The 23,058-nt window shown below is 67.6% G+C and carries 15 protein-coding genes; 9 read left to right on the top strand and 6 right to left on the bottom strand.

The annotated features are described in order from the left end of the window. Positions 1 to 431 precede the first annotated feature (431 nt). From dinG to ISN75_RS01095, 6 genes are all read left to right on the top strand, one after another. On the top strand, positions 432 to 2,534 hold the full coding sequence (gene dinG / locus ISN75_RS01120) for an ATP-dependent DNA helicase DinG (protein WP_343819191.1): 2,103 nt from the start codon (positions 432 to 434) through the stop codon (positions 2,532 to 2,534). After that, the gene (locus ISN75_RS01115; RefSeq protein ID WP_343819192.1) at positions 2,531 to 3,088 is read left to right on the top strand and encodes a HutD family protein; all 558 of its coding nucleotides are present in this window, start codon (positions 2,531 to 2,533) and stop codon (positions 3,086 to 3,088) included. The genes dinG and ISN75_RS01115 overlap by 4 nt, the downstream gene beginning before the upstream one ends. A 40-nt stretch (positions 3,089 to 3,128) precedes the next feature. Next, on the top strand, positions 3,129 to 3,707 hold the full coding sequence (locus ISN75_RS01110; protein WP_343819193.1) for an NnrU family protein: 579 nt from the start codon (positions 3,129 to 3,131) through the stop codon (positions 3,705 to 3,707). A gap of 304 nt (positions 3,708 to 4,011) precedes the next feature. Then, on the top strand, positions 4,012 to 4,209 hold the full coding sequence (locus tag ISN75_RS01105; RefSeq protein ID WP_167255156.1) for a hypothetical protein: 198 nt from the start codon (positions 4,012 to 4,014) through the stop codon (positions 4,207 to 4,209). A gap of 4 nt (positions 4,210 to 4,213) precedes the next feature. Next, the gene (locus ISN75_RS01100) at positions 4,214 to 4,804 is read left to right on the top strand and encodes a DUF938 domain-containing protein (protein ID WP_343819194.1); all 591 of its coding nucleotides are present in this window, start codon (positions 4,214 to 4,216) and stop codon (positions 4,802 to 4,804) included. 46 nt (positions 4,805 to 4,850) lie between these two features. Next, positions 4,851 to 5,285 carry a YchJ family protein gene (locus tag ISN75_RS01095; RefSeq protein WP_210427845.1) on the top strand — a complete coding sequence of 145 codons (435 nt, stop codon included), beginning with the start codon at positions 4,851 to 4,853 and terminating at the stop codon, positions 5,283 to 5,285. A 155-nt stretch (positions 5,286 to 5,440) separates the two neighbouring features. Here the strand turns inward: ISN75_RS01095 and ISN75_RS01090 are convergent, their stop codons facing one another. The 5 genes from ISN75_RS01090 to gltB all read right to left on the bottom strand — a co-directional run bounded on the left by ISN75_RS01090 (position 5,441) and on the right by gltB (position 16,432). Beyond that, positions 5,441 to 6,214 (bottom strand): NRDE family protein, encoded by a 774-nt coding sequence (locus ISN75_RS01090; RefSeq protein WP_343819195.1) that lies wholly within the window; start codon positions 6,212 to 6,214, stop codon positions 5,441 to 5,443. A 4-nt stretch (positions 6,215 to 6,218) separates the two neighbouring features. Beyond that, the gene (locus ISN75_RS01085; RefSeq protein ID WP_167255150.1) at positions 6,219 to 7,100 is read right to left on the bottom strand and encodes a methylglyoxal synthase; all 882 of its coding nucleotides are present in this window, start codon (positions 7,098 to 7,100) and stop codon (positions 6,219 to 6,221) included. A 140-nt stretch (positions 7,101 to 7,240) separates the two neighbouring features. Beyond that, a complete protein-coding gene (locus tag ISN75_RS01080) occupies positions 7,241 to 10,021 on the bottom strand; it encodes a TonB-dependent receptor (RefSeq protein WP_167255148.1) in 2,781 nt (926 codons plus the stop codon). A gap of 383 nt (positions 10,022 to 10,404) precedes the next feature. Continuing rightward, a complete protein-coding gene (locus ISN75_RS01075; RefSeq protein ID WP_167255146.1) occupies positions 10,405 to 11,817 on the bottom strand; it encodes an FAD-dependent oxidoreductase in 1,413 nt (470 codons plus the stop codon). Between the two features lie 169 nt (positions 11,818 to 11,986). Further along, positions 11,987 to 16,432, bottom strand: coding sequence for a glutamate synthase large subunit (gltB, locus tag ISN75_RS01070; RefSeq protein ID WP_343819196.1), 4,446 nt, complete (start codon positions 16,430 to 16,432; stop codon positions 11,987 to 11,989). 396 nt (positions 16,433 to 16,828) lie between these two features. Here gltB and ISN75_RS01065 point away from each other — a divergent pair, with 396 nt between their 5' ends. From ISN75_RS01065 to ISN75_RS01055, 3 genes are all read left to right on the top strand, one after another. After that, the gene (locus tag ISN75_RS01065; RefSeq protein WP_343819197.1) at positions 16,829 to 19,114 is read left to right on the top strand and encodes a TonB-dependent receptor; all 2,286 of its coding nucleotides are present in this window, start codon (positions 16,829 to 16,831) and stop codon (positions 19,112 to 19,114) included. A gap of 14 nt (positions 19,115 to 19,128) precedes the next feature. Further along, positions 19,129 to 19,857: a phosphatase PAP2 family protein gene (locus ISN75_RS01060; protein WP_343819198.1), complete on the top strand. Its 729-nt coding sequence runs from the start codon at positions 19,129 to 19,131 to the stop codon at positions 19,855 to 19,857. A 205-nt stretch (positions 19,858 to 20,062) separates the two neighbouring features. After that, positions 20,063 to 22,045: a UvrD-helicase domain-containing protein gene (locus ISN75_RS01055; RefSeq protein WP_343819199.1), complete on the top strand. Its 1,983-nt coding sequence runs from the start codon at positions 20,063 to 20,065 to the stop codon at positions 22,043 to 22,045. 190 nt (positions 22,046 to 22,235) lie between these two features. On the opposite strand, the gene ISN75_RS01050 is transcribed toward ISN75_RS01055, so the two are convergent. Next, positions 22,236 to 22,928 (bottom strand): LexA family protein, encoded by a 693-nt coding sequence (locus ISN75_RS01050; RefSeq protein ID WP_214569920.1) that lies wholly within the window; start codon positions 22,926 to 22,928, stop codon positions 22,236 to 22,238. Positions 22,929 to 23,058 lie beyond the last annotated feature (130 nt).

Below are 23,058 nucleotides of genomic sequence, written 5' to 3'. Positions count from 1 at the left end.
CGCCGTGCGCTTACGCGACGAACAGGGCCAAGCCCAAAAGCTGGCCTCGGTCATTGAACATCCTCTTCGCCACGGCACGTTGAAGCACCCGTTACGCAAACGCACTGCCGTTTCGTGTAGACCCAGGTTAATCAGGTTACCGCAGCCGCCCACCGCTCCTTCTAGTCGCGTCGCGAGCCTTTGCTCTGAGGCTATTTCTCTTTGGTTACTTTCTCTTTGAGCCAGCAAAGAGAAAGTGACTCGGGCGCCGGCAGGCGTCCGAAATGCCCGCTGCATAAGCGGCCAAGTCGCGACAACCGCACCTAGTCGCTACTGGATCCCGGCCTACGCCGGGATGACGACAAGGGGCAAGCCCCCCAACCCCCTCCCCACCCCCTACAATCAACAACCACCCAAAAAAGCCGCCCCCCGGCGCAGCCCCGCCGCCCCCCATGCTCACCGACGAAACCAAGGAATCCATCCGCACCGCGTACACGCGCCTGAAGGAAGGCCTCCCCGGCTTCCGCGCCCGCGCGTCACAAGGAAAGATGATCGCCGAGGTCGCCAAAGCCCTGTCGGTAGAAGGTGGCGCCGCCATCATCGAAGCCCCCACCGGCACCGGCAAATCGATGGCCTACCTCATCGCCGGCGTCGAAGTCGCGCGCGCGCAGAAAAAGAAACTGCTGATCGCCACGGCCACCATCGCCCTGCAGGAACAGCTCGTCCAGCGCGACATCCCGCTCTACCTCAAGCTCAACGGCCGCGAAGCCAAAGTCGCCCTCGCCAAAGGCCGCGGCCGCTACGTATGCCCGCGCAACCTCGCCATGGCCGCCAACAGCCTGCAGGACACCGCGCAGATGGGTCTCGGCTTCGAGGCGGACCTCGCCCTGTGGTCCAAGCCCCCGGCCGAACGCGACAAGCAGGTGCTGAACAAACTCGTCGGCGCATTCGACCGCCACGAATGGGACGGCGACATGGACAACGCGCCGGAAACCCCCGGCGACCTGCTGCGCGCCATGATCACCACCAGCGCCGGCGGCTGCACCGGCCGCAAATGCGCGCAGTTCATGGCCTGCCCGTTCTTCGCCGCGCGCCGCGCGGTGGGCGATGCGGACATCATCGTCGCCAACCAGGACCTGGTGCTGGCCGACCTCACCATGCCGCGCGAGGAAGACGGCTTCGGCGGCGTGATCCTGCCCAAGCCCGACGAAGTGCTGTACATCTTCGACGAAGGCCACCACGTGCCGTCGAAGGCCATCGACCGCGGCGCCGCCGAAGTGCATATGAGCGCCACCGTGCGCCAGCTCAGCCGGCTGGGCCGGCAGATCCACGCGGCGTACTCGCTCACCGACAAGGAAGTGATCGGCAAGCTCGCGCTGGATGCCGGCGACGAAAAACTGCAGGAACTGAGCGACGCGCTGGAAGAACTGGAAAAAGACATCCGCCTGCACTGGCTGCCATCGCCCAACGACGAGGAGCCGATGTACCGCGGCTCGCTCGGCCAGCTGCCGGAATCCTGGGTGGAGCATGCGCGCGTGCTGTACGTGTTCACCGGCGAGATCGAGCGCTGGGTCGGCGCCGTGCGCCGCGCTGTGCTGGAGATGACCGAGAGCGGCCCCACCAACGAAGCGCTGTCGCGCGAGCTGGGCATGGCGCTGGAACGCATCGATCGCCAGCTGCGCACCTGGCGCGCCTGGTCCAGCGAGGACCGCGAAGGCGGCCCGCCGCTGGCGCGCTGGGTCACGCTGTCCGGCGACCAGCAGCTGGTCTGCCATGCGTCGTCGGTATCCGCCGGCGGCCTGCTGCGCAGCGTGCTGTGGGAGAACGCGAGCGCCGTGGTGATGACCTCGGCCACGCTCAGCGCCGGCGGCAATTTCCGCACCTTCGCGGATGCTGTCGGCCTGCCCGACAGCGCGGTCACGCTCAGCCTGCCCTCGCCGTTCAATCTCGCCGCGCAGGCGCGGCTGGAAGTGCCGGCGCTGCGCGCCATGCCGGATGCGCGCGAGGAACACGCGCAGGAGATCAGCGACTGGCTCGCCGCGAATCTGGACTGGGCCGCCGGCAACCTGGTGCTGTTCACTTCGCGCGCCAAGCTCGACCGCGTACTGCAGAAGCTGCCGATCGAATGCGTGCGCAAGGTGCGCGCGCAGGGCTCGCTGGGCAAGGCGCAACTGGTCGCCGAGCATATTGCGGATGTCGAAGCCGGCAAGGGCAGCACGCTGTTCGGCCTGGCCTCGTTCGGCGAAGGCCTGGACCTGCCCGGCAAGCTGTGCGAGACGGTGGTGATCACCCAGCTGCCGTTCGCCGTGCCCACCGATCCGGTTGGTGCCACCTATGCCGAATGGCTGGAATCGCGCGGGCGCAATCCGTTCATCGAAGTGACCGTGCCCGATGCCACGCGCCTGCTCACGCAGTACTGCGGCCGCCTGATCCGTACCGAGACCGACCACGGCCGCATCGTGCTGCTGGACCGCCGCGTGGTGACCAAGCGCTACGGCGAGCGCATGCTCAATGCGCTGCCGCCGTTCGCGCGCGCGATCGAGCGCGCGGCGTGAGCATCGTGCGCGGTGCCGATATCGCGGTGACGCCGTGGAAGAACGGCATGGGGCGCACGCGCGAATTGGCCGTCCATCCGGCGGGTGCGGCCCTAAGCGATTTCGATTGGCGCGTGAGCGTGGCCGAGGTGGACAGCGCGGCGCCGTTCTCCGCGTTTCCCGGCGTGGATCGGCAGATCGCGCTGCTGGAAGGCGCGGGTTTCGCCATGCGCTTCGCGGACGGCAGCGAGCATCGGCTCGATGAACCCTGCGTGCCGTTCGCCTTTGCCGGCGAGGCGTCGGTGGACGTCACGCTGATCGAAGGCGCCACGCGCGATTTCAACCTGATGCTGCGGCGTGGCGTGGCGGACGGCCGCATCGAAACCTGGCGCGCGGGCACGCATGCACTGGCTGGCGTGGTTCTCATCTATGCCACCCGCGCGGAAATCGTCACGCCGGAAGGCCGCCTGCAGACCGGCGACGTGTGGCATGTGCCGGATGGCACCCAAGGCACGCTGGCGCTGGACGGCGAATCCATCGCGCTCGCCGTACGCCTTCATCGGCGCGCCGTTTAGCGCTCTATACTCGCCCCCATCCATCCGGAAGGGGTTCCCGATGACGCTGCTGATCCTGGGTCTGCTGCTGTTCCTGGGCGTGCATTCCATCAGCATGCTCGCTCCCGGCTGGCGCACGCGGCAGATCGCGCGCTTCGGCGACATGGGCTGGAAAGGTCTGTACTCGCTGGCCTCCGTCGTCGGTCTTGTCGTGCTGATGATCGGCTTCCGCGACGCCCGCCTCGCACCGGTGCTGCTGTACGTGCCGCCGCTGGCGCTGCGCCATCTCAATGCGCTGTTCACCCTGGTGGCGTTCGTGCTGTTCGTCGCCGCCTACGTGCCGCGCAATCACTTCAAGGCCCGGCTCGGCCATCCCATGCTGGCCGGCGTGAAGGTGTGGGCGTTCGGCCATCTGCTGGCCACCGGCATGCTGCACGACGTGCTGCTGTTCGGCGCCTTTCTGCTGTGGGCGACTACCGATTTCGTGATCTCGCGGCGGCGCGACCGCGCGGCCGGCACGGTCTACCCGGCCGGTACGCTGCGCGGAACCCTGGTGACGATCGCCGTCGGCGTCGCCGCCTGGGCTTTCTTCGCGTTCTACCTGCATCTGCGCTGGATCGGCGTCAACCCGATGCACTGAACCCGCACGTTCTTGCGCCCATGGCTCAGCGTAGGTTGGGGTGAGCCGCAGGCGAACCCCAACATCATCACATTGAGGCGTATCGCATGGTTGGGGTTACTGGCTGCATCGGCAGCCAGCCCTTTGGGCCATCCGCTACGCGGATGTTCGCTACGGCATCCTGCCTTCGCAGTCGCCTGCGGCTCCCCCCAACCCACGTCGGATTTGAGAAGTAGGTCGAGGGGTGTAGGGAGTCATCTCCCCCATCGCAACGCAGCGCGCTAGAGTGCTCGCACCCTTTATCCGTTCCCGTAAGGAACCCTCCATGGCCGCTTTCCTGCTCTGGCTGTTGCTGCTGGTGTTCTGCTGGCCGATCGCCCTGCTGGCGCTGGTGCTGTATCCCATCGTGTGGCTGCTGACCCTGCCGCTGCGCCTGGTGGGCATCACGGTCAACGCAGTGTTCTCCTTCCTCGGCGCCTTGCTGATGCTGCCGGCGCGCATCCTGCGCGGCCGTCCCGCCTGAGCGGGTGGAGAAACCGAACGCCCCCTCCTGCGACCGCAACCGCGAGCCTATCCTCGCGGTGCTGCGCGAACACTTCGCCGGCCGGCGCGACGCGCTGGAGATCGGCAGCGGCACCGGACAGCACGCGGTGTACTTCGCCGCGGCGATGCCATGGCTGAGCTGGCAATGCTCGGACCGCGTGGAAAACCTGCCCGGCATGCAGCTGTGGCTGGACGAAGCCGGGCTGCCCAATACGCCCGCGCCATTGCAGCTCGACGTCGGCGGCGCCTGGCCGGCGCACCGCTACGACGCGGTGTTCAGCGCCAACACGCTGCACATCATGAGCTGGCCCGAAGTCGAGACCTTGTTCGCGCGCTTGGCCGATGCGACCACGGATGATGCGGTGCTGGCGATCTACGGCCCCTTCAACTACGGCGGCCACTACAGCAGCGACAGCAATGCAGTCTTCGATCAGTGGCTGAAGGCGCGCGGCGCGCATATGGCCATCCGCGATGCCGAAGCGGTGAACGCACTGGCCGCGCGTGCGGGCTTCCATGCGGTGGCCGATATCGCCATGCCAGCCAACAACCGCTGCCTGGTCTGGCGTCGCGGCTAGTCCATTTGGCCGGCTCGCCGTGCCAAGCACCGCCACGGGTGGCATCATGGCCTATCGCCACGCGCCGGCTCATCTATCCGTGCAAGCCATCGACACGCTCACGCCCTGCCCTTGCGGCAATCCCGCCGGCTATCTGCGCTGCTGCGGGCCGCTGCACGAAGGCGCGGCGGCGGCCACTGCCGAAGCGCTGATGCGTTCGCGCTACAGCGCCTACGTGCTAAAGCGCGAGGATTACCTGCTCGCCACCTGGCACGCCAGCACACGGCCGGCCACGCTCAAGCTCGGCGCGCAGCAGCCGGCGCCGACCTGGCTGGGGCTGACCGTGAAGCGGCACGAGAGCGAAGGCGACCGCGCCATCGTCGAATTCATCGCACGGCTGCGCTACGGCGGCGGCAAGGCGCAGCGGATGCATGAGATCAGCAGCTTCGTGCGCGAGGATGGGCGGTGGTACTACGTCGACGGCAGCTTCCCTGACGCGTGACGTAGGTTGGGGTGAGCCACAGGCGAACCCCAACGATGCGCAAGGTACCAAGGTGGCGAACGTTGGGGTTACTGGCTGCATCAGCAGCCAGCCCTTCGGGCCATCCGCTACGCGGATGTTCGCTACGGCATCCTGCCTTCGCAGTCGCCTGCGGCTCACCCCAACCTACCGCCGAAGCTCATCGCCGTCTCACCCTCTTCGCGCCCATTCGGCCCGAAGCGCCGCTCCACGATCACGCCGCGCCCATCGTGCCCCAGCGCCACCACTGTGCTGGCACGCGTGCCGTACAACTCGCCGCGGATGAAAGCCGAAGACAGCCAACGCTCGCGTTCCAGGCCCACGCCGGTGTCGGGTAGTTGTTCGTCCGGTGCGCGATGTTCGTCGGCCAGCGCGGCGAACAGCGGCGCGAAGTCGTCGCCCTCGCCATGCGTGGCCAGCCAGCTTTCCAGATGTCCCATCAAAGCGCGCGTCTTCGGCCACGGCGTATTGAAGTCCGCATTGGACAGGCCATGCACGCCCGCCACCACCGCCTGCGCCTTCGGCACGGGACGGTTGCCGAGATAGAACGCCGCAGCCGTATCGAAGGTGAGCAGGTTGAACGGCCGGTAGCCCGACGCCGCGGCCTGCAAGGCCTGCGCATGCGACGCGGCATCGGCCGCGCCGGCGAGGTAATCCGTCGCCAGCAATCCACGCGACGCGCCGAGCTGCGGATCGCGCGGGTCGCGCACATTGGTCACCACGCAGCAGCGGCCGGTATCGGTCACGCCCAGCCAGGTGCCGCCCGCTTCCAGGTCACGGCCGCCGATCGTCACGCCGTCGCTCCAGCGCGCCAGCGGCGCGCTCGGACGCGCATGGAACTCGTCGCGGTTGCCGGCCAGCAGCAGGCGCCAGCGCGGGTGGGCCTGCCAGGCGAACGCGATCAGGCACATGGCGTCAGCACGGCCGCTGCCCGGCGCGGCGGCGCACCGCCTCGGCCCAGCGGCGCGCGACGGCGGGGGAAGTCATGCACACCGCGTCGTCGGTGACGGTGGTGACGGCACGCTCCAGCAGCTGGATATCGGCCTCGTGCTGGCGCGCCACGTGCGGATCCTCGAAGAACAGCGCGCGCTGGCAGCGCCGCTCCAGCACCAGGTCGGCGATCTGCGCATCGCCGCCCATCGGGCCGCTCTGGTAGCGCTGCACCCAGTCCTGCTCCTGCGGCCAGCCGCGGCTCCAGGCCAGCTCGTTGAGGCGCTGGCCGGTGGTGCCGGTGGCGATGCGTTGCGCGAAACGCGACAGCACGTCGAAATGCTCGGCGGCATAGGCCACCATCTGCGGCTTCATCGCATCGTGCGCGATCAGCGCCAGCGTCTGGCGCTCCAGCGCGTGCAGCGCGTCGGCGCCCGGGTCCGGCGCGAAGCCGGCCAGGATGCGCTCCTGCTCCACCCAGTCGCGCGCCGAGGCCACGGTGGAGATAAACGGCTTCTGGTGGATCACGCACTGGCGCTTCAGCGCAATCGCTTCGGGGAAGATCGACGAAGGGTCGACCGGATGCATCAGGTACACCGCGCCATCGAGCACGCGCCCGGATTCGGGCAGGCCGACGATCTCCGCCACCAGCTTCATCAGGCCACCGTCGCGGCCGTAGGGATAGCGCACCAGGCCGTCGTAGTCGCCCAGCACGCCGTCGCGCACGATCGCATCGTAAGTGCGGCCCACCGCATGCAGGCGGATGCCCAGTTCGCGGATGCCTTGCCGGCTGGCGCGCAGCCAATGGAACAGCGCGGATTCCGCATGGCTGTGGTGGGCTTGATTGGCGGCCAGGCCGATGCGCATCTGCGGTTTCCCCTGCGGGTGGATGGATCGAACGCAGAGCGTACCGCGCGCGGCTGCATGGCGGGGACAAACGCCGGCTTCCTCGGCACAAAAAAAGCGGCGCGCCGGCTACCGGCGCGCCGCCTGGATTCCCCTCCCGTTCAGAGCTTCAGTTTCACGCCCAGGTTGTAGAAGCGGCCGACCAGGCCCGCCTGCGCGTAGGTCGGGTTGTAGTTGGCGCCGCCGCCGGCGTAGTTGGACGGATCGAACGGTGCCTTGCGGTCGAACAGGTTCATCACCGAGCCGGTGATCGCGATGTGGTCGTTGATCTGGTAGCTGCCGGTCAGGTCCATGTAGGTGAACGAGCCGATGCGGCAGCTGACCGGGATCACGGTCAGGCAGTTGCTCGGATCGGTGCCGGCATCGAGCGCGTAATTGGCCATGCCGCTGACGTGGTACAGCGTGCCGGTGATCGTGGCCGGACCCCACTCGAAGGTGTTGGCCCAGGACATGCGCCGCCGCGGCGTGCCGGCGCCGGAGGAGAGCTGGTACGGCCCGTGCGTGCCCACGAACTGCTGCTTGGTGCCGTCCGGCAGGGTCAGCGTCCAGTTGAAGATCTGCGTGCCGCTGAACTGGCTGATGTAGTGCATGTCGTGGTTGAAATCGAAATGGGCCTGCAGGTCCACGTCGATGCCGGTGGTCTTCAGCGAGGTGGCATTGATGTACAGGCTGTCGATCTCCGCCGGCCGCGGCAGCGCGTTCGGATGCAGCGGGTCGGGCGTATCCGGGATCACGATCACGCCCGGCGCCTGCGGCAGGCCCGCGTAGTAGTTGGCCAGCGCGGCGGAGGCGTCGGCCGGTCCGATCACGTTCTCCTTCTTGATGTTGAAGTAGTCGACCGACACGTTCAGCCAACTCGTCGGCTGCACCAGCACGCCCAGGGTGTAGTTGCGCGCCTTCTCCGGCTTGATGTCCTTGTTGGCCAGCGTGGCCAGCGACAGCGCGTACTGATTGACGTAGCCGTTGCCGCTGCCGCCGTGCGCGGCGATGAAATCCGCCGGCGGCGTGTGGTTGATGAAGCCCTGCGACGAGCTGGACCCGTTCTCGGAGAAGCTGGGCGCGCGGAAACCCTTGGAATAGGTGCCGCGCAGCGCGATCCAGTCGAACGGCTTCCACTTGATGCCGACCTTGGGCGTGAAGTGCGTGCCCACGTCGGAGTAGTGGTCCAGGCGCCCGGACACGTCCAGTTCCAGCGATTCGAGCAGTGGCGCGTTGAACTCCACATAGCCGGCAGACACATTGCGGCTGCCCTTGGTCTGCGCATTGCCCAGGCCCTGGAACTCGAAGTTCGGATTGAGCGTGGGGTCGTCGATCGACTCGTGGCGGAACTGCGCGCCGAGGGCGAAGCCGAGCGGACCGCCGGCCATGTCCCACAGCGAGCGGTTGGCGGCCAGGTCCAGCGAGTCCAGGTCCGAGGTGGAGGTCTTGTCGTAGCCCGGCGCCAGCGCCGCGCGCACCCGCGGGCTGTTCGCCGCGGGGTTGGCGAAGTTGTAGGTGCCGTTGGTGACGGCGTCGAGCAGCGCGGCGTAGTTGATATAGCCGTACTGCTTGGTGTCCAGCCAGTCGTGGTTGATCACCGCGGTGACGTCGTAGTTCCATTCGCCGAACGCGCCGGACACGCCGCCGACGATGCGCGCGTTGTGGTTGTCGTAATTGAAGCCGTTGGCCATGTCGCCGAACGCGTAGTTGATCAGCGCGTAGTCGTTCGGGAACGGATTGCTCGGATTGCCCGGCGGCAAGGCGATGCTGTTGGTGTTGTGCGGCGTGCTGGACTGCAGCTGCCGCGGCAGGCCCGGCACCCAGGTCTTGGCCTCGAAGTAGCTGGCCGACAGATAGGCCCGCGTGGTGTCGTTGATCTTCATGGTGAAGCGGCCATAGATGCCGCCCTGCTCCATCGCCGGCTGCACCTGGCCGTACAGCGACTGGAAGTTCTGCTCGCAGTAGCTGCCGGTGTCGTCGGTGACGCCGATCGAATTGCTGCCGCAGGGACGCAGCGGCTGCGCCAGCGCGCCGGCGTTGGGCGTGCCGCTGGTGAGATCGCCGGGGCGGGTCAGCGAGCCGGGCGTCACCGAGCCGTACACCGAGCCGGTGCGCTGCCCCGGCTGGCCGATGTTGAGGTCGGGGCCGCCGATCGAGCGCAGGTCCTGCGTGTTGAACGGGAAACCGCGCTGGCGCAGCCAGATCGGGTTGTCCTTCTGGTACTGGATGGCGATGTAGCCGTTGTGGCCGTCCTTCTCCAGGTCCCCCGCGCCGGCCAGCAGGGTGGCCTTGCGGGTAAAGCCGCCGCCGTGCTGCGAGGTGCCGACGTCGACGGTGCCCTCCACGCCCTTGTAGTTGGGCTTGAGGATGATGTTGACCACGCCGGCGATGGCATCGGCGCCGTACAGCGAGGAAGCGCCGTCCTTCAGCACTTCGATGCGGTCCACCGCGGCCAGCGGAATGGTGTTGAGGTCGACGAAGGAACGCTGGCCGTCGTCCGCCACCGGATAGCTGGCGGCGCGATGGCCGTCGACCAGCACCAGGGTGGAGTTCACCGTCAGGCCGCGCAGCGCGACGCCGGAGGAACCGGCGGCGAAGCCGTTGGCGAAGGCATTGGGAATCGAGCCGCTATTGTCGGCGGAGATCGAGCGGACCACGTCCGAGACCGTGGTCATGCCGCTGCGCTGGATCTGCTGGGCGGTGAGCACGGTGACCGGCGACGGCGTTTCCACGTCGATGCGCGGCACGGCCGAACCGGTCACGGTGATGGTCTGCAGTTGCTTCGCCTGCTCCTGCGGAGGCGGCGGCGGTGGAGCTGGAGTGGCTGCGTCTTGGGCAAACGCAGCCCCGACCGGAGCAAACAATAAACCGGCCAGGGTCAGTGCAAGCTGGTTGCGCTTCATGGGGATGGCCTCTCTTTGTTTGTTAAGGCATTGCGCCAGAGAGCCCATCAGCCGGGTGGGGGAACGCGCCGCGTCGGGCGCATGCTTAATGGGCTCGAAAGAGAGTCAAGCACTTTAAGGTTGGCTTCACAAGTCCATTACAACGCAAACTAAGTATTTGATGGCGCAATATTTTGCGCGCAATGTAGTTTGCATAAGGCGTGCCTGAAAGAGCCCGACATAATCAGGACATATTAGGCGGAAGCGGATTTATCCATTAATCCGCTTATTTGGAACGTTCCAAGCCGGTCGGGTAATTCCGGAAATTCCCGAATAATCATTCGGCAAGAAAAAAAACGCCGCCCTTCCGGGCGGCGCAGGTTTTTTCCGATGCCGGGACCGGCTCAGGCCAGCAAGGCCTGCGCGATCGACCCGCCCGCTTCGCGTCCGTCATACACCGCGCGCACCACCAGGTCCGCGCCGCGCACGTTGTCGCCGCCGGCGAAGATGCGCGGATGGCTGGTCTGGTGCGGCAGCTGGCCGGCGGCGCCGGTGACGATGCGGCCGGAGCGGTCCAGCGCCACGCCGTGCGAGCGCAGCCAGTCCGGCGGGCTGGGCAGGAAGCCGAAGGATTGGATCACCACGTCGGCGCGAAGCTCGGCCTCGGTGCCGGGCACGTTCTGCGGACGCGCGCGGCCGTGGCCGTCCTTGACCAGGGTGGTGTCGATCACGCGTACCGCGCGCACCTTGCCCTCGGCGTCGCCCAGAATCTGCAGCGGCTGGCGCTGGAACAGGAATTCCACGCCTTCCTCGCGGCTGTACTTCACCTCGCGCGCGGAGCCGGGCATGTTCGCTTCGTCGCGGCGGTAGACGCAGGTGACCGAAGCGGCGCCCAGCCGGATCGCGGTGCGGTTGCAGTCCATGCCGGTGTCGCCGCCGCCCAGCACCACCACGTGCTTGCCGCGGAAGTCGAAGGCGTGCGGCGCCGGTTCGTCGCGCAGCAGGCGCTCGGTGTTGGCGATCAGGAACGGCAGCGCGTCGTGCACGCCGTGCAGTTCGCGGCCCGGCAGCTCCGCATCCACGTAGGTGTAGGCGCCGGTGCCGACGAAGACGGCGTCGTAATCGTCCAGCAGCTGGCCGAATTCCACGTCGCGGCCCACTTCGCGGCCGAGCAGGAAACGCACGCCCATGCCTTCGAGCACGTCGCGGCGCGTGCGCACCACGCCCTTGTCCAGCTTGAACGGCGGGATGCCGAAGGTGAGCAGGCCGCCGATCTCGTTCTGGCTGTCGTACACGTCGGCGGCGATGCCGGCGCGGCGCAGGCGGTCGGCGCAGGCCAGGCCGGCCGGGCCGGCGCCGACGATGGCCACGCGCTTGCCGGTTTCGCGCACGCGCGAGAGATCCGGCCGCCAGCCCTGGCGCAGCGCCTCGTCGGTGACCCAGCGCTCGATGCTGCCGATGGTGACCGCGCCGAAATCGGTCTGCTCCAGCGTGCAGGAGCCTTCGCACAGGCGATCCTGCGGGCAGACGCGGCCGCAGATTTCCGGCAGCGGATTGGTTTCGTGCATCAGCGTGGCCGCTTCGAGTATGCGGCCGTCCTGCACCAGCTTCAGCCAGTTCGGAATGTAGTTGTGCACCGGGCAGGCGTGTTCGCAGTACGGATTGCCGCAGTCGATGCAGCGCTCGGCCTGGCCGGCCGCCTGCGGCGCCGCGAAGTCGCCGGCGATCTCGCCGTAGCCGAGCACGCGGATGGCGACCGGCACGGTGCGCGGCGTCTGGCGTTCGACGTGGAGGAATTGGAATGACTTATCTGGCATGGGAGCTGGGAGTCGGGAATAGAGAATAGGGAATAGGTGCACTAGGAAAGCGTGAGGGGATTCGGCGGTTTTCGCTCGATGGGACGAAGCGAGGCGCCCATGGCTACCGCGACCTCATGCCTATTCCCTGTTCCCCATTCCCTGTTCCCTTGCGCTGGCGGCAGCCCCATCACGCCGCACTCCTCAATTCTTCCGCCAGCGCATCCAGGCTCGCGGCCTTCGGCTTCACCAGCCAGAACTTGTACTGCAGGCCGCGGAAGTCGCGCAGGATCTGCCGGCCCCAGTCGCTGCCGGTCAGCTCCACATGGCGCGACACCAGGCCGCGCAGGTGCTGCATGTAGTGCTCCATGCCTTCCGGCGAGATGCGCAGGATGTCGACCAGCTCGTGGTTGTAGCAATCCACGAAGTCGCGCTCCAGGTCGAGCACGTAGGCGAAGCCGCCGGTCATGCCCGCGCCGAAGTTCAGGCCCACCTTGCCCAGCACCGCCACCACGCCGCCGGTCATGTATTCGCAGCAGTGGTCGCCGGCGCCCTCCACCACCGCCAGCGCGCCGGAGTTGCGCACGGCGAAGCGCTCGCCCGCGCGCCCGGCGGCGTACAGCTCGCCGTCGGTGGCGCCGTACAGGCAGGTGTTGCCGATGATCGCGGCGTCCTGGCTGGCGAACGGCGAGTCCAGCGGCGGACGTACCACGATGCGGCCGCCGGCCATGCCCTTGCCCACGCCGTCGTTCGCTTCGCCGACCAGGTCGATATGCACGCCGCCGGCATTCCACGCGCCAAGACTTTGCCCGGCCGCGCCTTCCAGGCGCAGCACGATCGGCTGGTGGTCCATGCCGTGGTCGCCCCAGCGGCGCGCCACCTCGCCGGACAGCCGCGCGCCGATGGCGCGGTCGGTGTTGGCGATGGCATAGCGGAATTCGCCGCCGCTGCCGTCGGCCACCGCCGCGCGCGTGTCGTGCCCGATGCGCGTGGCCAGCGCCGCGTCGTCGCGCATCGGATTGCGCGGCAGGGTGCAGGCGAAGTCGACGTCCGCGCCCAGCGTCTCGCCCTGGATCAGCGGGCGCAGGTCCAGCTTGTGCTGCACCGGCGTAGCGCCTTCCAGCTGCTGCAGCAGGTCGCTGCGGCCGATGATCTCGGACAGGCTGCGCGCGCCCAGCCGCGCCAGATGTTCGCGCACGTCTTCGGCCACGAAGCGGAAGTAGTGCATGACCATTTCCGGCAAGCCGATGAAGTGTTCCTTGCGCAGCACCGCGTGCTGGGTGGCGACGCCGGTGGCGCAGTTGTTCAGATGGCAGATGCGCAGGTACTTGCAGCCCAGCGCCACCATCGGGCCGGTGCCGAAGCCGAAGCTTTCCGCGCCCAGCAGCGCGGCCTTCACCACGTCCAGGCCGGTCTTCAGGCCGCCGTCGGTCTGCAGCCGCACGCGGCCGCGCAGGTCGTTGCGGCGCAGGGTCTGCTGCGTCTCGGCCAGGCCCAGCTCCCACGGCGTGCCGGCGTACTTGATCGAGGTGAGCGGACTGGCGCCGGTGCCGCCGTCGTGGCCGCTGACGGTGATCAGGTCCGCGCCGGCCTTCACCACGCCCGCGGCGACGGTGCCCACGCCGGCATGGCTGACCAGCTTCACCGAGACCAGGGCGCCGGGATTGACCTCCTTGAGGTCGTGGATCAGTTCGGCCAGGTCTTCGATCGAATAGATGTCGTGATGCGGCGGCGGCGAGATCAGGCCGATGCCCGGCTTGGCGTAGCGCAGCCGCGCGATGGTGGCGTCCACCTTGTGGCCCGGCAGCTGGCCGCCCTCGCCCGGCTTGGCGCCCTGGGCGATCTTGATCTGCAGCACTTCGGCGTTGACCAGGTAAGCCGGCGTGACGCCGAAGCGCCCCGAGGCGACCTGCTTGATCTTGGACATCTTCTCGGTGCCGTAGCGCGCGGGATCTTCGCCGCCCTCGCCGGAGTTGCTGCGCGCGCCGAGCCGATTCATGCCGATCGCCAGCGCCTCGTGCGCTTCGGGCGACAGCGCGCCCAGCGACATGCCGGCCGAGTCGAAGCGCGAGAGGATGCTCTGCACCGATTCCACTTCGTCCAGCGGCACCGCCTCGCCCAGCGGCTGCGGGCTGAGCAGGTCGCGCAGCGCCGATGGCGGGCGGCGGTCGACGAAATCCGCATAGGCGCGGTAGTCGGCCGCCTCGCCGGAACGCACCGCCTTCTGCAGGCTGGCGATCACGTCCGGGTTGTACATGTGGTATTCGCCGCCGTGCACATACTTGTACAGGCCGCCGGCGCGCAGCGACTGCGCTTCGTTCCAGGCCTCGGCCGCGAGCAGGCGCTGGTCCTGCTCAAGCTCGGCGAAACCGGCGCCGCCGATGCGCGAGGGCGTGCCGGGGAAGCACAGCGCCACCACCTCCGGCGCCAGGCCGACGATCTCGAACAGCTGCGCGCCACGATAGCCGGCGACGGTGGAGATGCCCATCTTGGAGAGGATCTTGAGCAGGCCCTTGCGGATGCCGCGGCGATAGCTGCGGCCCACTTCCATGCGGTCGCTGGCGATATGCCCTTCGCGGCCCAGCTCGAACAGGCTCTGGTAGGCCAGCCACGGATAGATGGCAGTGGCGCCGTAACCGATCAGGCAGGCGAACTGGTGCGGATCGCGCGGCGCGGCGGTCTCCACGATGATGTTGCATTGACATCGCAGGCCTTCGTCGATCAGGTGCGCATGCACCGCGCCGGTGGCCAGCAGGGAGTGGATCGGCAGCAGGCCGCGCTCCGGGTAGCGGTCGCTGAGGAAGACCAGCGCGCCGCCCGCGCGCACCGTCTGCGCCACTTCGCGGCAGAGCCGGCGCAGCGCGTTCTCCAGGCCTTCTTCCGGCGCGTACATCAGGTCGAAGCGCGGCGTGCCGCCGAACTGCGGCAGGGCCAGCAGCTGGCGCAGCTTGCGCTGGGAGAGGATCGGCGAGTTGATCAGGATCTGCTTCGCGTTCTCCGGCTGCAGCTCGAACGGATTGCCCTCCGGACCGATCTGCGTCACCAGCGACATCACCAGCTTTTCGCGCAATGGATCGATCGGCGGATTGGTCACCTGCGCGAACGCCTGCCGGAAACGGTCGAACAGCGGGCGCACCTGGCGCGACATCGCCGCGATCGGGGTGTCGTCGCCCATCGAGCCGGTGGCTTCCATTTCCAGCTCGGCCAGCGCCTTGAGCACCGACTCGCGCTCTTCGCGCGACAGCCCGTAGAGCTTCTGGTAGCAGCGCAGCTGCTCGGCCGGCAGCGGTTCGGCGGCCAGCGAAGGGTCGATCAGGTCGGATTCGAGATAGCTGACGCCCGCGCGCAGCCAGTCGCGGTACGGCGCGCGGCGGCGGTTGATGTCGTCGATGTCGGCGTTGCGCAGCAGGCGCCGGTTGGCGAAGTCGACGGCGATCATCTCGCCGGGGGCGAGGCGGCCCTTGGCGACCACGCGCGCGGAGGGCACGTCCCACAGGCCGGCTTCGGAGGCGACGATCAGGTGATTGTCGTCCGACAATGCCCAGCGCGCCGGGCGCAGGCCGTTGCGGTCCAGCGTGCAGGCGGCGTAGTGGCCGTCGCACATCACCAGGCCGGCGGGGCCGTCCCAGGGTTCGCTGTGCAGGGCGTAGTACTCGTAGAAGGCGGCGAGGTCCTCGTCGATGCCTTCGCGCGCGGCAAAAGCCGGCGGCACCAGCACGCGCATCGCGGCGATCAGCTCCAGGCCGCCGGTGGTGAGCACTTCCAGCGCGTTGTCGAGGCTTTCGGAATCGGAACCGGTCTGGCGCACCAGCGGCCCGAGGTCGCCCAGCTCCACCAGCGGCGAGCGCAGGATCGATTCGCGCGCCTGCATCCAGCGCCGGTTGGCGCGGATGGTGTTGATCTCGCCGTTGTGCGCCAGCAGGCGGAACGGCTGGGCCAACCTCCACTGCGGCGTGGTGTTGGTGGAAAAGCGCTGGTGGAACACCACCGCGTCGGAGACCAGGGCGGCGTGGCCCAGGTCCGGATAGACCTCGCGCAGGCGCCCCGGCGCGGCCATCGCCTTGTAGCCGATGACCTGGGCGGACAGGCTCACCACATAGAAATGCGCATCCTGCGCCAGCGCGGTTTCGGCGCGGCGGCGGGCGCGGAACAGGGCGCGCTCGAAGGCGTCGTCGTCCTGGCCCTGCGCCTCCACGAAGATCTGCCGCACGCGCGGCCGCGCGGCGGCGGCAAGCGGGCCGCAGGCGTCGGGATTGACCGCCACCTCGCGCCAGCCGGCCACGCGCAGGTTTTCCTCGCGCACGAAGGCTTCCAGGGTGGCGCAGGCTTCGTCGCCCTCGCCGGCCGGATCAAGAAACACCAGCCCCGCCGCGAAACGCTCGCCCACCGACAAGCCCGCTTCTTTCGCCAGCGCCGCCAGCCAGGCCTGCGGTTTGTGCACCAGCACGCCGCAGCCGTCGCCGCTGATACCGTCGGCGTTGACGCCGCCGCGGTGCGAAAGTTTGGCCAGCGCGTCGAAGGCGGTATCGACCACCCATGCGCTGGCGCGGCCGTCGATCTGGGCGACCAGACCGAAACCGCAGCTGTCGTGTTCGAACGCGGCGTCGTACAGCGCCGGTGCACCTGCCTGGACCATCTTGCCTCCCCGGCCGACGGATGTGAGGGACACACACTCTCAGCGGTGCGTGACGCACCACTGCCCGCGCGTGGGTGTTGAATCGACTAAAGCATAGTTGGTGCGCCGCGTCAAAGCGATTCGGACGGCCAAATGACGGGCAACTTTCGGATATGTTTTAGATCTGACCATACCAGTCCTGGCGAACCGGCCTGGACCCGGCCGCGAAAAACCCCCGCCATCTAAGCTCCAGCTAAGGCTGATCTGGCATCGCGCGCGCGTCGCGGCGAGCTTCGTTTAGGCGTCCAAACGGCCATACCAGTTTCTTTGCGCAAGTCACACCAGCGCAACGGAATCGTCAAATATCCCGCCCACGATGCGCCGCTTTAACTCCTTCCCAACACAGCGGCGCCTCGCATGCCCATTCCGAACCGCAAGTTCTTCGTCCGCGCCGCCCGCACGGACCTCCCCGCGCTGAGCGCCCTGGTGGCCGGTATCCGCCGGCATGTGCTGCCGGCGCCGTGGTGGCTGCTGGCGGCCGGTTTCTGCGTGGCCGGCACGGCCGCGGCGACGGATACGCCGACCGAGAACCCCGCGCGCCCCGCCGCCCAGCCGGCGGCCAGGCAGCTGGAAGAGGTGGAAGTCCGCGCCAATACCGCCAGCTCGGCCCTGGTGCAGGCGCCGACCCAGGCCGAGCTCGACATCACCCAGCCGCAGTCGGTGATCGGGCTGGACTACATCGCCAACCACGTGGCGCCCACCGCCGACTACGCCGCCATCGCGGCGATCGCGCCGGGCGTGTCCACCATCGGCGTCAGCGGCCCGGGGCTGGGCGAAGCCAAGCAGATGACCATCCGCGGCTTCAACGACAACCAGTACAACGTCACCTACGACGGCATCCCGTTCGGCGACACCAACGACTTCAGCCACCACACCAGCAGCTATTTCCCCGCCAAGATGATCGGCCAGGTCACCGTCGACCGCGGCCCCGGCGGCGCCAGCCAGATCGGCCAGGCCACCTTCGGCGGCACGGTGGCGCTGCGCTCGAAGGATGCGCGCGACGAGTTCTCGTTCATCCCCACCCTGAGCTACGGCAGCTACGACACCACGCTCACCCACCTGGAACTCAACAGCGGCCGCCTGGACAGCCTGGGCGGCGCCAAGCTGATCGCCAGCGCGCAGTACAACGACACCGACACCGCCCGCACCCACTCGCCGATGAGCCGCAAGACCGGCTACATCAAATACGTGCAGCCGCTGGGCGAGGCGACCGAGCTGACCTTCCTCAGCAACTACAACTACATCCGCTTCAACAACCCGGACAAGACCGACCTCACCCAGCAGCAGATCGACACGCTGGGCCGCGACTTCGGCCTCAACACCAACCGCGCCAGCACCGACTGCTATTGCTACAACTACCAGACCAAGCAGACCGACCTGGAATACCTGGGCCTGAGCAGCGCGCTCAGCGACACCTGGCGCCTGGACGACAAGCTCTACACCTACGCCTACGACAACAACAGCCACGAAAGCCCGTACGTCGGCACGGCGGCGTCGAAGACCAACATGGGCGGCTACGACAAGATCAACAACTACCGCGCCTGGGGCAACACGCTCGAGGCCGCGCGCACTGACGACCACGGCCAGCTCAAGCTGGGCGGCTGGTACGAATACATCGACAACACCCGCTACAGCGTGGCGCTGGACTACGGCCTGGGCGGCATTCACGACGTCAAGAAGGGCAAGCCGGACAGCAGCGCCTACAAGTACACGATGGTCGATCGCCTGCGCACCACCCAGCTGTATGCCGAATACGCCTGGCGCGTGACCGACGCCTTCACCCTCACGCCCGGCGTGAAGTACGACCGCGCCACGCGCTATATCGACGCGCCGATCAACCAGACCACCAAGCTGCCGCTGAACTACCAGCAGACCTGGGACAAGACGCTGGGCTCGCTCACCGCCAATTACCTGCTGAGCAGCGAGTGGAGCGTGTACGCGCAGGCGGCGCAGGGTTTCCTGTCGCCCAACCTCAACCAGTTCTATGTGCCGAACCCGCGCGAGAGCCGCACCAAGCCGCAGGAAACGATGAACTACCAGGCCGGCACGGTGTACAAGACCGACCGCTTCAACGCCGATGCGGACGTGTTCTATATCGACTACCAGAACTTCCCGCTGATCGGCACCGACCCGGTCACCCACGACCCGATCTACGCGCTGGCCAAGGGCGCCACCATGAAAGGCGCGGAAGCGGAAGCGACGTATTACGTCGGCGAAGGCATCAGCCTCTATGCCAACGGCTCGGTGATCGACGCGACGTTCAAGCGCTCCAACCTGCGCATGCCCACCGTGCCGTCCGGCACCGCGGCGCTGGGTTTCCTGTACGACAACGGCGGCTTCACCGGTTCGCTCACCGGCAAGTTCGTCGGCGGGCAGCGCGTGTACAACAGCGACCTCAATCCCGACGTCGCCGCCTCCGCCACCGCCAGCGGCCACAGCAGCGGCTGGTGGACCACGGCGCTCAGCCTCGGCTACGGCCAGAACCTCGCCGGCTCGGTGATCAAGAGCTACAAGATCCGCCTGCAGGTGGACAACCTGTTCGACCAGCACAAGCAGGTGATCGACGCGATCAAGGGCACCACGCCTTACTACCTGGTGCTGCCGGGCCGCAGCTGGTTCGCCTCCGTGTCGCTTGCCTTGTGATCCGGGAGATATCGATGATCCTCGCCCACTCCGTTCGCCGCGCGCTGCTGTGCGGCCTGCTGCTGCTTGCCGGCGCCGCTCACGCCGACGGCGCCACGCGTTACCTCGACGATGCACGCCTGCACCAGCTGCAGTCGGTGCTCGCGCCGCCTTCGGTGCCGGGTTCGCCGGAAGACCAGGCCGACCGCGCCGTCACCGACCAGGCCTACGCTCATCGCAGCGATGCCGATAACGCACTCTCGCACCAGGAAGAAAGCTTCGACGTGTTCGCCTTCGCCCGCGTGCTCGGTCCCGGCTTCGATGCCGCCAGGCTGCCGCGCACGGCGGCGCTGTTCGCCGAAGTGCAGAAGGAAACCGGCAAGGCGGTGAAGGAAGCCAAGAACCACTGGGAGCGTGAGCGCCCATGTCCGCTGGACAGCTGCCGCAAGGACCCGGAAGGCGACGAAAAGGATCTGAAGAAAAAGAGCTACGGCTACCCGAGCGGGCACAGCACGCGCGCCACGGTGTTTGCCATCCTGCTGGCCCAGGCGCTGCCGGGCCGCGCCGATGCGGTCGCCGGCTATGCGCGCGACGTGGGCTGGCGCCGGGTGGTGCGTGGCGTGCATACGCCGCAGGATATTTATGCGGGGCGGGTGTTCGGGCAGGCTTTGGCGGCTGCATTCCTGGCCAATCCGGCGCTGAAGCACGATCTGGATGCGGCCGCGAAAGAACTGAAAGACGCTGGACTCGCCGCCGCTCCCTAATTGAGTCCTTCTCCCTCCGGCGACCCGAAGGTAGTCCCCGTGGGAGAGAAGGTGCCGGCAGGCGGATGAGGGTTCGGCCGGAGCGAAGCACATCACCCTTGCGCTCCGCCCGGACCCTCACCCCAACCCCTCTCCCAAAGGGAGAGGGGCTCAAGCACCGGCTCTTTGCTACCATTCTGGACCGCCTTCCGCCTGCCGCCCGTCCATGCTCAACCCGCAACAATTGGCCGCAGTCGAGCACTGCGACAGCCCCCTGCTCGTGCTGGCCGGCGCCGGCTCCGGCAAGACCAGCGTGATCACGCAGAAGATCGCCTACCTGATCCAGCGCCGCCGGCTGGCGCCGTCGAAGATTGCCGCGATCACCTTCACCAACAAGGCGGCGAAGGAAATGCGCGAGCGCGTGGCCAAGCTGATCAGCAGCGAGGACGCCGCCGCGCTCACCGTGTGCACTTTCCACGCGCTGGGCCTGAAGTTCCTGCAGATCGAACATGCGCGCGCCGGCCTGCGCAAAGGCTTCTCGGTGCTGGACGCCGACGACAGCGAAGTGATCATCAAGGAACTGGCGCCCAAGGGCGCCAAGCCGGACGTGCTGTTCGGCATCCGCAACCTGGTCAGCCGCGCCAAGAACGCCGGCCTGTCGCCGGAAGAAGCCACCGCCGCCGCGCGCAGCCCGCGCGAGCTGGACGCGGCGATGATCTACACGCTCTACCAGTCGCGCCTGGCCGCGTTCAACGCGGTGGACTTCGACGACCTGATCCGCCTGCCGCTGCGCATCCTGGAAAGCGACGAGGAGTGCCGCAACGCCTGGCGCGAGCGCCTGCGCTACCTGCTGGTGGACGAATACCAGGACACCAACGACGCGCAGTACCGCCTGCTCAAGGCCCTGGCCGGGGAGCGCGGCGGCTTTACCTGCGTGGGCGACGACGACCAGTCCATCTATGCCTGGCGCGGCGCCAATCCGGAAAACATCGACCAGCTCAGCAAGGACTGGCCGTCCCTGCGCGTGATCAAGCTGGAACAGAACTACCGCTGCGGCCGCCGCATCCTGCGTGCGGCCAACAAGCTGATCGCCAACAATCCGCATCTGCACCAAAAGAAGCTGTGGAGCGAGCATCCGGAAGGCGCGCAGATCCGCGTGCTGGAGTGCAAGGACAACGAGCACGAGGCCGAGCGCATCGCCGCCATGGCCGTGACGCTGGCGGAGAAGCACAAGGCGCGCTGGCATGAGATGGCCATTCTCTACCGCGGCAATTTCCAGGCCCGTCCGCTGGAAAAAGCGCTGCGCCTGGCGCGCGTGCCGTATCACCTGACCGGCGCGCTGAGCTTCCTCGACCGCGCCGAGGTGAAGGACCTGCTGTGCTATCTGCGCCTGCTGACCAACCCCAGCGACGACGCGGCTTTCCTGCGCGTGGTGAACGTGCCCAAGCGCGAGATCGGCGCCACAACACTGGAAAAGCTCGGCCAGATCGCGCAGACGCGCAACGCCTCGCTGCTCGACGCGGCGCGCAGCGATGGCGTGCTGCGCCAGCTTTCGCCGCGCCCTGCCGCCGCGCTGGCCGGCTTCACCCAGCTGATGGACGAATTGCGCAGCGCCTCGGTGCATTCGAGCGCGGCGGATCTGGTGGAAACGGTGCTCAAGCGCACCGGCTATGCCAGCGAGATCGCCGCCAGCACCACCGACACCGCCTTGCGCGAACGCCGGCTGGGCAATCTGCGCGAGCTGGCGGACTGGTTCCGCGCGATGCAGCGCAATGACAGCACCACGGGCGACCTAGCGGCGCAGCTGGCGTTGCTGAGCCATGCCGATCGCGACGAACCCGGTAACGCGCTGCGCATGATGACGCTGCATGCGGCGAAGGGATTGGAGTTTCGCTTCGTGTTTATCGTCGGCTGCGAGGAGGGCACGCTGCCGCATGACGGTGCGATGGACGAGGGGCGTGTCGATGAAGAGCGCCGCCTGATGTACGTGGGTATTACGCGTGCCAAGGAAATGCTGACCTTGTCGTGGTCGTCCAAGACCAAGCGCTACGGCGAGGTGCACAGCAACCAGCCGAGCCGGTTTCTGCATGAGCTGCCGCAGGACGATCTGCATTGGCAGGGGAAGGATCCGGAGGCGGACAAGGAAGTGGTGCGCGAGACTGCCGAGTCGCATATGGCGAAGATCAAGGCGATGCTGGCGGGGAATTGAAGAGCGGGCGGGTGAGGCGACGCTCGGCTTCTCGCTCCGGCCGGCCCCTCACCCCGGCCCTCTCCCCGGAGGGGAGAGGGGGCACGATGAGGTGATCGGGATGCGTAGCCTCCAAGTTGGAACTCTTCTCCCCTCCGGGGAGAAGATGCCGGCAGGCAGATGAGGGGCCGCTCTTGCGACACCCCATCGCTCAATGCCGCCGGCGGCGCCGGCGGTGTTCCATCATGGTGCCGATGATGCTGCCGGGATTCGCCGCATTGACCACCACGGTCGGGTAGTCCGTATTGAGCGGCACCAGTTCGAAGATCTCGTGCCCTTCCGCATCGCGACCGCGGCTGCGGTACTTCTTGAAGGTGGCGCTGCCGTCGCTTTCGATGCGCGCCACCACGAAGTCGCCCGGCAGGGGCTTTACCGCCGGGTCGATGATGACGATGTCGCCGGGGTGGAATTCCTCCAGCATCGACTCGCCGGTGATTTCCAGCGCAAAAGCCAGCCGGCCCAGATCCTGCGCCAGCTCCGCGTCCACGCTCACGCTCTGCTCGGCGTAGCCGCGCGGATAGGGATCGGCCGCCTCGCGGCCGTGGCCGGCCTGCACCATCGAGATCACCGGCAGCTGGCGCACGTCCGGCTGGGCGGCGCGCAGGCCGCTGGGCACCTCGCCGCGGCTGTCATCTTCCTTGCCGGTGCGCAGGTAGCGCACCGAGACGCCCATGATGCCGGCGGCCATCTCAAGCGCCGCGACGCGGATGTTGTCTGCTTCGATCACACCCGCCTCCCACTGGCTGATGGCCGACCCGGAATACCCGATGCGGCGGCCCAGCGCGCGCTGGGAGATGCCCGCGCGCTCGCGGGCGGCTTTGAAGCGTTCGGCGAAGTTACTCATGCGTTAAGTCTACTTGGCGTTCTGCTAAGTGTAATTGACAAACAGTGCCAAGTAAACTTATCATTGTCCTACGGGAATCGTCCGCTCCGGACGCCTCGCCCGACGCTCCATCCATCGCCGAACAGGGAGG

Origin of the sequence: Dyella marensis, assembly GCF_049532885.1 — a bacterium.
GTDB lineage: Bacteria > Pseudomonadota > Gammaproteobacteria > Xanthomonadales > Rhodanobacteraceae > Dyella_D > Dyella_D marensis.
The sequence above is the reverse complement of the archived record's forward strand: the minus strand, read 5'-3'. Positions and strand labels throughout refer to the sequence as shown.

Excerpts from the sequence above, each read along its gene's own strand:
- gltB (WP_343819196.1), bottom strand. The coding sequence starts at position 16,432 with ATGGTCCAGGCAGGTGCACCGGCGCTGTACGACGCCGCGTTCGAACAC.
- ISN75_RS01080 (WP_167255148.1), bottom strand. The coding sequence starts at position 10,021 with ATGAAGCGCAACCAGCTTGCACTGACCCTGGCCGGTTTATTGTTTGCT.
- ISN75_RS01090 (WP_343819195.1), bottom strand. The coding sequence starts at position 6,214 with ATGTGCCTGATCGCGTTCGCCTGGCAGGCCCACCCGCGCTGGCGCCTG.
- ISN75_RS01105 (WP_167255156.1), top strand. The coding sequence starts at position 4,012 with ATGGCCGCTTTCCTGCTCTGGCTGTTGCTGCTGGTGTTCTGCTGGCCG.
- ISN75_RS01095 (WP_210427845.1), top strand. The coding sequence starts at position 4,851 with ATGGCCTATCGCCACGCGCCGGCTCATCTATCCGTGCAAGCCATCGAC.
- ISN75_RS01075 (WP_167255146.1), bottom strand. The coding sequence starts at position 11,817 with ATGCCAGATAAGTCATTCCAATTCCTCCACGTCGAACGCCAGACGCCG.
- ISN75_RS01055 (WP_343819199.1), top strand. The coding sequence starts at position 20,063 with ATGCTCAACCCGCAACAATTGGCCGCAGTCGAGCACTGCGACAGCCCC.
- ISN75_RS01065 (WP_343819197.1), top strand. The coding sequence starts at position 16,829 with ATGCCCATTCCGAACCGCAAGTTCTTCGTCCGCGCCGCCCGCACGGAC.
- ISN75_RS01085 (WP_167255150.1), bottom strand. The coding sequence starts at position 7,100 with ATGCGCATCGGCCTGGCCGCCAATCAAGCCCACCACAGCCATGCGGAA.
- ISN75_RS01060 (WP_343819198.1), top strand. The coding sequence starts at position 19,129 with ATGATCCTCGCCCACTCCGTTCGCCGCGCGCTGCTGTGCGGCCTGCTG.
- ISN75_RS01110 (WP_343819193.1), top strand. The coding sequence starts at position 3,129 with ATGACGCTGCTGATCCTGGGTCTGCTGCTGTTCCTGGGCGTGCATTCC.
- dinG (WP_343819191.1), top strand. The coding sequence starts at position 432 with ATGCTCACCGACGAAACCAAGGAATCCATCCGCACCGCGTACACGCGC.
- ISN75_RS01050 (WP_214569920.1), bottom strand. The coding sequence starts at position 22,928 with ATGAGTAACTTCGCCGAACGCTTCAAAGCCGCCCGCGAGCGCGCGGGC.